This is a genomic window from Pseudoalteromonas sp. Z1A6 (genome assembly GCF_011378745.1).
Lineage (GTDB): Bacteria > Pseudomonadota > Gammaproteobacteria > Enterobacterales > Alteromonadaceae > Pseudoalteromonas > Pseudoalteromonas arctica.
In genome coordinates this window covers 1-10,152 of sequence record NZ_WTKW01000146.1, presented here as the reverse complement: position 1 = coordinate 10,152, position 10,152 = coordinate 1, and the positions used below count along the sequence as shown (strand labels likewise).

Genomic DNA, 10,152 nt, shown 5'->3' with positions numbered 1-10,152 from the left:
ATGAGTCTACCATTTTATTTTAGTATTTAGCACTTATCTTCTTATAAAAAAGCGATTTTATTTAACAAAATGTTACAAAGCAAGCCTTTCGGATTATTTAATGCTTTTTTACTTAACTTGTCAATCTATTAGCGGTATTAATTGGTGAAAGTTGCTTTAAAGTTGTTCAAAACGCATCGATAAATCGATTGATTGTAAGTTTTTTGTTAACGCTCCGCTTGATATAAAATCGACGCCTGCTTGTGAGTAAGTTTTGAGTGTTTCTAGTGTCATATTTCCCGAAATCTCTAATTTTGCACGCTTATTGGTTAAAACTACGGCTTGTTTAATTTGCTCTACGCTAAAGTTGTCGAGCATTATTATGTCGGCGCCAGCATCAATAGCTTGCTTAAGTTCAGGGAGTGATTCTACTTCTACTTCGACTGGTTTGTTTGGGTGGTTTTGTTTAGCTTGAGCTACGGCTTTGTTTATTGTGCCGCAAGCCGCAATGTGATTTTCTTTAATTAAAAAGGCGTCAAATAACCCAATGCGATGGTTTGCACCACCTCCACATTTTACTGCGTATTTTTGAAGTACTCGCAGACCGGGTATGGTTTTGCGTGTATCAAGTAGTTGCGTTGTTGTACCACTTAGCTCTTTTACATAATGTGCTGTAGTAGTTGCAGTGCCTGATAAAGTTTGTACAAAGTTAAGTGCAGTACGTTCGGCGGTTAATATTGAACGAGCCGAGCCAATAGCGGTAAATAATGTGCTGTTTGCTTTAACTGCGTCGCCATCATTTATAAGTACATTAACTTTAACACTTGGGTCTACTTGTTTAAATACTTCGAGGATGATGTCTTTCCCGCAAAAAATACAGTCTTCGCGGGTAATTACTTTGGCGTTTGCTTGCTCATTTTGTGGAATAAGCTGCGCAGTAATATCGCCTTCTTGCGCGGTTTGATAATTTAAATCTTCGTCAAGTGCAAGAGTGACAAGTCGGCTAACTAAAGAGTGCGGGATAGACATAATAAAAGCTCATAAGCGTTAATAAATTAAGCAAATTTTACTATGTTTATAAAAGAAAGAGAAGCGATTGGCTTTTAAGTAAAAAGTTAAACAAGCGCGAAGTAAATTCGCACCTACAGGTTCGTTTATATATTGGGGTGGAGTGGGTTTTCATCGGTGTGTGTTTTGAGTTATTTGTAGGTGAGGTTTTATACCTCGCTTCTCACTATCACTTTTACAATCACTATCATTTTTTTAATAAATCCATTAGCATCAGTGCTATGTATATCTTGATATTTATATAATAAACGTATCATGAAAATAGATTTAAACGGTGTTTTAAGTACTGTAGCGCAGCGGCCTTGTTCGCACTTTGATGAGCGCCCTGATGAGGCTGGTATTTCGTTATTGGTTATTCATAACATATCGTTGCCAGCAGGGCAGTTTGGTACACCTTTCGTTGATGAGTTATTTATGGGTAGCGTTGATTGCAATGCTCATCCGAGTTTTAGTGACTTAAAGAATTTACGTGTATCGGCTCATTGCTTTATAAAGCGCACCGGTGAGGTTATACAATACGTGCCTTTTGAAAAGCGCGCTTGGCATGCAGGGCAATCTGAGTTTGAGGGCGTGCCTGCTTGTAATGACTTTAGTATTGGCATTGAGCTTGAAGGTACCGACACCACGCCATATTCTTTAGCGCAGTACAAAACATTAACTACACTTAGTAAATCTATAATGCAACGCTATCCAAAAATTACCCCTTCGCGTATTGTGGGGCATTGCGATATTGCCCCAGGGCGTAAAACTGATCCTGGCAGTAGCTTTAATTGGCCATTGTTTTTTAATATGCTTGAACAACTAAGTTAAGAGAGTTATTCCCATGATTTTAGTTTCTATAATAATTGCATTAATACTTGAGCGCTTAGGCGCTCGGTCTAATTACTGGCAAATAAGTTATTACGCAAATGGTTATTTAAATCGCTCTAATAAATTACTTGGTGATAAGGGCTTATTTAGCTCTGCACCGGGCTTTTTAATTTGGCTACTACTCCCGGTAATAGCTATGGCACTAATTTATTGTTTATCTGATTTTGTTTTGTGGCAGTTGGGCATTAATATCGCAGTGCTTTTAGTGTGCTTTGGTTGTGCTAAGCAGCGTGCTTTATATAAGTCGTATTTAAATGCGTTAACACGAGATGATGGTACTGCGGCATCATTATATGCATTGCAAATAGGACAAAAACGTACTGAAGGCGAAGAAAACGGTGAAACCTTTGGGCAAACATTGGCGTGGGTGAACTTTAGATTTTACTGTGCGGTTATTTTTTGGTTTGTTGTTTTAGGCGCGCCAGGTGCTGTTTTATATGCGTTAGTGCGTACCTTAGCCGATTTAGTACGAGAAGATCATAAAGTAATATTTGCTAAGCGGTTTAAGCTTATACACAAACTTTTATTTTGGCTCGACTGGTTACCTGCACGTATTACCAGCTTTGGTTATTTAGTAATAGGTAACTTTAATAAAGGCACTAGCTGTTGGCTACGTTACGTACTTAACTTTAAATCTCCAAACCGAGAAGTAGTAACATGTACTGCGCTGGCTGCAGAGCAAGTTGAAAAGCGTTATTACGGCTGTACCTACGAGGCCACTTGTATGATTAAGCTTGTTAAGCGCAATGTATTATTTTACTTAGTACTTATAGCACTACTTACATTATTTGGTGGACTGTCTTAAGTTAATACCTTTTTAATAAAGTACCTTATGCAATGTAAGGTGCTTTAATCTCTTCCTGCAATTTTTAAACACAATAAAATAGAGCTAATATTCTAATTTCTTCTGGTCAGACCAATTGTTTTCATCCTATTAACGTTATAACAATTTTTGTAAATTGCGCATTGTTTAATCTTCGTTCAAAATGCGTTACGCTACTTTAATTGCTCAAGTTACCTGTAAATTGACAGCTAATAAGGTTTTTGATACCGTATTGAAAATTTTTGGTATGACCAATTTACCTTTTGGGTAAATCATACTACTCAAAGCCCCGCTTTATGGGCTCTTGGTATTTATACAACGCGGACGTTGATTCATGTCTTTAAAGATCAAAGCAGCAAAGTTATCTGATGTTATTTTACAGCAACTCGAGAACATGATTCTTGAAGGCTCGTTAGCACCAGGTGAAAAGTTGCCACCAGAGCGTGAACTAGCAAAGCAATTTGAAGTGTCTCGCCCGTCACTGCGTGAGGCAATTCAAAAATTAGAAGCGAAAGGTTTAGTTACGCGTCGCCAGGGTGGCGGCACGTTTGTAAAAAATCAGCTCGAAGAAGGGCTTACTGATCCACTTTTTGATTTGATTAGTAAACACCCTGAGTCGCAGTTTGATTTACTTGAATTTCGTCATGCATTAGAAGGGATTGCTGCTTACTACGCGGCACTGCGCGGGACCAGCAACGATTTTAGCAAAGTGAAAGAAAGCTTTGATAAAATTGCCCTAGTTAATGATGATTTACAGCAAAAAGCAAAAGCAATTAATGCATTTCACTTTAGCGTGGCAGAAGCCTCGCATAATGTGGTGTTACTGCATTTAGTAAGAGGCATGAAAGCGCTGCTTGAGCAAAATGTATTGCAAAATTTAACTGTTTTATTAAAAAAGTCAGATATTAGCAGTCAATTAGCCCAACACAGGCGTTTATTAATGGATGCCGTTATTGACGGTAATCCAGAACAAGCCCGTTTAGCAAGTAATGCGCACTTAGCATTTATAGAAGAAGCACTACTTGAAGCAGGCAAAGAACATTCGCGAATTGAACGTAGTTTAAGACGCACTAAACAAAATTAAGTTAGTACATAACTACTTTGAACACATAAATTAAGTAGCTGTGATATTAAATTAACAATATTCGTATTTTAAACATAAGGAAACCTCCATATGTCTGAAGTCAATAAAATTGACGTAGACGCGCTAGAAACACAAGAGTGGTTACAAGCTCTTGAATCAGTTGTGCGCGAAGAAGGTGTTGAACGAGCTCAGTTTTTACTTGAGCAAGTATTAGAGCAAGCCCGTTTAGACGGCGTTGATATGCCAACGGGTATTACCACGAACTACGTTAATACTATTCCTGTAGATCAAGAACCTGCTTACCCGGGTGATGTAAATCTTGAGCGTCGTATTCGTTCAATTATACGTTGGAACGCGATTATGATCGTTCTACGTGCATCTAAAAAAGATCTCGACTTAGGCGGCCATATGGCGTCTTACCAATCATCTGCTGCATTTTATGAAGTGTGTTTTAACCACTTTTTTAAAGCACCAAATGATGTAGACGGTGGTGACTTAGTTTATTACCAAGGTCATATTTCTCCTGGTATTTATGCACGTGCATTTGTTGAAGGTCGTTTATCGGCTGCACAACTAGATAACTTCCGCCAAGAAGTTGATGGCGAAGGCTTACCATCGTACCCACACCCTAAGTTAATGCCTGAATTTTGGCAGTTCCCTACGGTATCAATGGGCTTAGGTCCTATTTCGTCTATTTACCAAGCACGCTTCTTAAAATACTTAGATGGTCGTGGCTTAAAAGATACTAAAAACCAACGTGTATACGCGTTTTTAGGTGACGGTGAAATGGATGAGCCAGAATCACGCGGTGCCATTTCTTTTGCTGCACGTGAAAAACTAGATAATCTTTGTTACTTAGTTAACTGTAACTTACAGCGTTTAGACGGCCCAGTTATGGGTAACGGTAAAATTATTCAAGAGCTAGAAGGCTTGTTTAAAGGCGCTGGCTGGAACGTAATTAAACTAGTGTGGGGCAGCGGTTGGGATATTCTTCTAGCTAAAGACACAACGGGTAAATTACTACAGTTAATGAACGAAACTGTTGATGGCGATTACCAAACGTATAAAGCTAAAGATGGTGCGTACGTACGTGAAAACTTCTTTGGTCGTTACCCAGAAACAGCAGCACTTGTTGCTGACATGACAGATGACGAAATTTTCGCGCTTAAGCGTGGTGGTCATGAGTCATCAAAATTATTTGCTGCATTTAAAAAAGCAGAAGACACTAAAGGCCGTCCAACTGTAATTCTTGCTAAAACTGTAAAAGGTTACGGCATGGGTGAAGCAGCTGAAGGTAAAAACATTGCGCACCAAGTGAAAAAAATGGACATGTCGCATGTTGCACATTTACGTTCACGCCTTGGTCTTGACGATTTAGTATCTGAAGATCAACTTGCAGAACTACCTTATTTAGAGCTTGAAGAAGGTTCACCTGAGTATAAATACCTACATGCTCGTCGTGATGAACTTAAAGGTTATACACCTAAGCGTATTCCACGTTTTAGTGAAAAACTTACGTTGCCAGAAGTAGACGCATTTAAGCCGCTACTTGAAGAACAAAAACGTGATATTTCTACGACTATGGGTTTTGTTCGTGCACTTAATATCTTATTAAAAGATAAAGGCATTGGTAAAAACATCGTACCAATTATTGCCGATGAAGCGCGTACATTTGGTATGGAAGGTTTATTCCGTCAAATCGGTATTTACAATCCGCATGGCCAAAACTATACGCCACAGGATCGTGATATTGTTTCTTACTACAAAGAAACTGTATCAGGGCAAGTGCTTCAAGAAGGTATTAATGAGTTAGGTGCAATGTCGTCATGGGTTGCTGCTGCAACTTCATACAGCACTAACGATTTACCAATGATCCCATTCTACATTTACTACTCTATGTTTGGTTTCCAACGCGTTGGCGACATGGCATGGATGGCGGGCGATCAACAAGCACGTGGTTTCTTATTAGGTGCTACTGCGGGTCGTACAACGTTAAATGGTGAAGGCTTGCAACACGAAGATGGTCACAGTCATATTCTTGCTAATACGGTTCCTAACTGTATTTCATATGACCCAACTTACGCGTTTGAAGTTGCTGTTATTGTACAAGACGGTATTCGTCGTATGTACGGTGATGACCAAGAAAATATTTACTACTACCTAACGCTTATGAACGAAAACTACCATCAGCCAGCTATGCCAGAAGGCGCTGAAGAAGGTATTCGTAAAGGTATTTATAAGCTTGAAAGTTACGAAGGTAAAAAAGCCAACGTACAGCTATTAAGCTCAGGTACTATTATGACTGAAGTACGTAAAGCCGCTACGATTCTAAGCGAAGAGTATGGCATTGCGTCTGACGTGTTCTCTGTAACGTCTTTCAACGAATTAACGCGTGAAGGTCAAGATGTTGAACGTTTCAACATGCTTAATCCTGAAGGCGAGCAAAAAACAGCATTCATCACAAGCGTATTAAACGACTCTGTGACTGTTGCAGCAACGGATTACATGAAAAACTACGCAGAACAAGCGCGTTCATTCATTCCAAGCAGCAACTACAAAGTGTTAGGTACCGATGGTTACGGTCGTTCTGATAGCCGTGAAAACCTACGTCGTCACTTTGAAGTTAACGCGGGCTACGTTGTTGTTGCTACGTTATCTGAACTTGCTAAACGCGGTGAAGTTGAGAAGTCAGTAGTTGTTGAAGCACTTAAAAAGTTCAACATCGACACTAACAAACTTAACCCACTGTACGCATAAGAGGTTTGCAATGAGTATTGAAATTAAAGTACCAGATATTGGTGACGATGAAGTAGAAGTAACCGAAATATTAGTAAGCGTTGGCGACAAAGTAGATGTGGACCAATCATTATTAAATGTTGAAGGCGACAAAGCATCAATGGAAATACCTGCTTCGCAAGCGGGTACAGTTAAAGAAATTAAAGTAAACGTTGGCGACACCGTTACAACTGGCTCTTTAGTATTTTTGTTTGAAGGCGAGAGTGAAAGCACTGGTGAAGAAAAAGCATCAGCCGCTACTCCAGCTAAATCTGAAGAGGCAGCACCTGCTGCTTCTACAGGTTCTTCAACTAAAGAAGTAACCGTACCAGATATTGGCGATGATGAAGTTGAAGTAACTGAAATCATGGTTGCTGTTGGCGACACCGTTTCAGAAGAGCAATCTATCTTAAACGTGGAAGGCGACAAGGCAGCAATGGAAGTTCCAGCTCCATTTGCCGGTATAGTTAAAGAAATTAAAGTCGCCGCTGGCGATACAGTTAAAACAGGCTCATTAGTGTTTGTTTTTGAAGTAGCAGGAAGTGAATCTGCAGCACCGGCTAAAGAGTCGGCTCCTGTAGAAGCGCCAGCAGCTAGCTCAACAGCAAACGCAGCACCAAGTACTAAAGAAGTTAATGTACCTGATATTGGTGGCGATGAAGTTGAAGTAACTGAAATTATGGTTGCAGTTGGCGATACGGTGGAAGAAGATCAATCAATCTTAAACGTTGAAGGCGACAAAGCTGCAATGGAAGTACCCGCTCCATTTGCAGGTACAGTTAAAGAAATTAAAGTAGCCGCAGGCGATAAAGTATCGACAGGCTCATTAATTTTTGTATTTGAAGTTGCAGGCAGTGCGCCAGCGGTATCTGCACCCACTGAAAAATCAGCACCTGCAGCTGCGGCTAAAACTGAGTCGGCACCGGCTCAAGCGGCACCAGCAAAAGCAAGTAATGAAAGCTTCACAGAAAACAGCGCGTATGCTCATGCATCACCTGTTGTTCGCCGTTTAGCGCGTGAGTTTGGTATTAACCTAGCTAACGTAAAAGGCACTGGTCGCAAAGCCCGTATAGTTAAAGAAGACGTGCAAAACTATGTTAAAAACTTAGTTAAGCAAGTTGAGTCGGGTCAATTATCTGCAGGTAGTAATGCTGGTGGCAGCGAGCTTGGTCTTATTCCATGGCCTAAAGTAGATTTTGCTAAGTTTGGCGAAATTGAAGAGCAAAAGCTGTCTCGTATTCAAAAGCTATCAGGCAAAAACTTACACCGTAACTGGGTGCAAATCCCACATGTTACACAGTTTGACGAAGCTGATATCACAAGCCTTGAAGTATTCCGTAAAGAGCAAAATGTGCTTAGCGAGAAGAAAAAGCTGGGTGTTAAAATTACGCCACTTGTGTTTGTAATGAAAGCAGCTGCAAAAGCACTTGCTGAATTTCCAAAATTCAACTCATCGCTTTCTGCGGACGGCGAAAGCTTAATCCTTAAAAAGTACATTAACATTGGTGTTGCAGTTGATACGCCAAACGGTTTAGTTGTACCAGTGTTTAAAGATGTTGATAAAAAAGGCATTATTGAACTATCACGCGAATTAATGGAAGTATCTGTTAAAGCACGTGACGGGAAGCTTACATCGTCTGATATGCAAGGTGGTTGTTTTACTATTTCTAGCCTTGGCGGTATTGGCGGTACGGCATTTACGCCGATTGTTAATGCACCAGAAGTTGCTATTTTAGGTGTGTCTAAATCTGAAATGAAACCTAAATGGAATGGCAAAGAGTTTGAACCAAAACTAATGGTTCCGCTGTCTATGTCGTACGACCATAGGGTTATTGACGGAGCACTTGCTGCACGCTTTACTGTGACTCTTGCAAGTTACATGAGCGATATTCGCCAATTGGTGATGTAATCGCTGGACAATGAATAGAATCAAATCCCAGCCAGTTGTTTTTAGCTGGGATTTTTAGTATTTGCAATGATACAATCTTTGCACAAATTTGTGATCTGCTCTCACTTTCTGCCTTGCAGAAACATGGCAGTTAAACTTTAGGGCAGTGTCCCGTTCAAACAATTAAGGTAATAGCATGAGCAACGAATTAAAAACTCAAGTTGTTGTACTAGGCGGTGGTCCTGGTGGTTACTCTGCGGCATTCCGCGCTGCTGACTTGGGCTTAGAAGTTACATTGGTAGAATCTCGTGAAACATTAGGCGGCGTATGTCTTAATGTTGGTTGTATTCCTTCAAAAGCACTTTTACACGTAGCTAAAGTGATTGATGATGCAGCTGAAATGTCATCTCATGGTGTTACTTTTGGCGCACCAAAGATCGATCTTGACCAAGTTCGTACTTGGAAAGATTCTGTAGTTGGCCAGTTAACTGGTGGACTAGAGGGCATGGCTAAAATGCGTAAAGTGAAAGTTGTATCTGGTTACGGTAAATTCACTGGCAGCAATACTTTAGTAGTCGAAGGCGAGAAAGACTCTACAACTATCACGTTTGATAACGCGATTATTGCAGCAGGTTCTAAACCAGTTAACTTACCTTTCATCCCACAAGATGACCGTGTAATTGATTCAACTGGCGCGCTAGAGCTTAAAGATGTACCAGAAAAACTACTTGTACTTGGTGGTGGTATTATCGGTCTTGAAATGGGTACGGTTTACCGTGCACTAGGTTCTGCAATTGATGTTGTAGAATTTGCTGACCAATTAGTTCCAGCAGCTGATAAAGACATTATCAAAATTTACCAAAAATACGTAAGCAAAAAATTCAACGTAATGCTTTCAACTAAAGTTGTTGGTGTTGAAGCTAAAAAAGATGGCTTATACGTAACGTTTGAAGGTAAAAACGCACCAGCAGAACCTGTACGTTACGACAAAGTGCTTGTTGCAGTTGGCCGTACTCCAAACGGTAACTTACTTGATGCTGAAAAAGCGGGCGTAAACGTTGATGAGCGTGGCTTTATTAATGTTGATAAGCAATTACGTACTAACGTAAGCCATATTTTTGCAATTGGTGACTTAGTTGGCCAGCCTATGCTTGCGCATAAAGCGGTTCATGAAGGTCATGTTGCTGCAGAAGTTATTTCTGGTCAGAAGCATTTCTTCGACCCTAAATGTATTCCTTCGATTGCGTATACTGACCCAGAAATCGCTTGGGTAGGTGTTACTGAGAAAGAAGCAAAAGAGCAAGGCCTAAAAATTGAAACTGCGGTATTCCCGTGGGCAGCATCTGGCCGTGCTATTGCATCATCTCGTACTGAAGGCTCTACTAAACTTATTTTTGATAAAGAAAGTGGCCGTATAATCGGTGGTGCTATGATCGGTATTAACGCGGGCGAAATGCTTGGCGAAATCGGTTTAGGTATTGAAATGGGTGCTGATGGTGAAGACTTAGCGCTTACTATTCATGCTCACCCTACATTGAATGAATCAATCGGCCTTGCAGCTGAAATTTTTGAAGGTTCGATCACTGACTTACCAAACAAAAAAGCAGTTAAAAAGAAGTAATTTAACTTTTTAGCATTTGTTTGAAAAACCCAACTTCGGTTGGG

7 protein-coding genes are annotated in these 10,152 nt (G+C 40.2%); 6 read left to right on the top strand and 1 reads right to left on the bottom strand.

What is annotated here, in order from left to right; genetic code table 11:
- Positions 1-156 precede the first annotated feature (156 nt).
- On the bottom strand, positions 157-1,008 hold the full coding sequence (gene nadC / locus GQR46_RS10740; RefSeq protein WP_165740945.1) for a carboxylating nicotinate-nucleotide diphosphorylase: 852 nt from the start codon (positions 1,006-1,008) through the stop codon (positions 157-159).
- Positions 1,009-1,302: 294 nt separating this feature from the next.
- On the opposite strand from nadC, the gene ampD reads away from it, so the two are divergent.
- From ampD to lpdA, 6 genes are all read left to right on the top strand, one after another.
- Complete coding sequence (gene ampD / locus GQR46_RS10735) at positions 1,303-1,857, top strand: 1,6-anhydro-N-acetylmuramyl-L-alanine amidase AmpD (RefSeq protein ID WP_165740944.1); 555 nt, start codon at positions 1,303-1,305, stop codon at positions 1,855-1,857.
- Positions 1,858-1,870: 13 nt separating this feature from the next.
- Positions 1,871-2,722: a beta-lactamase regulator AmpE gene (gene ampE / locus GQR46_RS10730; protein ID WP_165740943.1), complete on the top strand. Its 852-nt coding sequence runs from the start codon at positions 1,871-1,873 to the stop codon at positions 2,720-2,722.
- A gap of 352 nt (positions 2,723-3,074) precedes the next feature.
- Positions 3,075-3,824, top strand: a complete 750-nt coding sequence (pdhR, locus tag GQR46_RS10725) for a pyruvate dehydrogenase complex transcriptional repressor PdhR (RefSeq protein ID WP_007586129.1) — start codon at positions 3,075-3,077, stop codon at positions 3,822-3,824.
- 90 nt (positions 3,825-3,914) lie between these two features.
- A complete protein-coding gene (gene aceE / locus GQR46_RS10720) occupies positions 3,915-6,581 on the top strand; it encodes a pyruvate dehydrogenase (acetyl-transferring), homodimeric type (protein ID WP_165740942.1) in 2,667 nt (888 codons plus the stop codon).
- A 10-nt stretch (positions 6,582-6,591) separates the two neighbouring features.
- Positions 6,592-8,508 (top strand): pyruvate dehydrogenase complex dihydrolipoyllysine-residue acetyltransferase, encoded by a 1,917-nt coding sequence (aceF, locus tag GQR46_RS10715; RefSeq protein WP_165740941.1) that lies wholly within the window; start codon positions 6,592-6,594, stop codon positions 8,506-8,508.
- A 175-nt stretch (positions 8,509-8,683) separates the two neighbouring features.
- Complete coding sequence (gene lpdA / locus GQR46_RS10710) at positions 8,684-10,108, top strand: dihydrolipoyl dehydrogenase (RefSeq protein ID WP_007586124.1); 1,425 nt, start codon at positions 8,684-8,686, stop codon at positions 10,106-10,108.
- The last annotated feature ends 44 nt before the right edge of the window (positions 10,109-10,152 follow it).

What these genes read in the sequence shown, in the direction of transcription:
- nadC (WP_165740945.1), bottom strand. Translation starts at nt 1,008, where the DNA reads ATGTCTATCCCGCACTCTTTAGTTAGCCGACTTGTCACTCTTGCACTT.
- ampD (WP_165740944.1), top strand. Translation starts at nt 1,303, where the DNA reads ATGAAAATAGATTTAAACGGTGTTTTAAGTACTGTAGCGCAGCGGCCT.
- ampE (WP_165740943.1), top strand. Translation starts at nt 1,871, where the DNA reads ATGATTTTAGTTTCTATAATAATTGCATTAATACTTGAGCGCTTAGGC.
- pdhR (WP_007586129.1), top strand. Translation starts at nt 3,075, where the DNA reads ATGTCTTTAAAGATCAAAGCAGCAAAGTTATCTGATGTTATTTTACAG.
- aceE (WP_165740942.1), top strand. Translation starts at nt 3,915, where the DNA reads ATGTCTGAAGTCAATAAAATTGACGTAGACGCGCTAGAAACACAAGAG.
- aceF (WP_165740941.1), top strand. Translation starts at nt 6,592, where the DNA reads ATGAGTATTGAAATTAAAGTACCAGATATTGGTGACGATGAAGTAGAA.
- lpdA (WP_007586124.1), top strand. Translation starts at nt 8,684, where the DNA reads ATGAGCAACGAATTAAAAACTCAAGTTGTTGTACTAGGCGGTGGTCCT.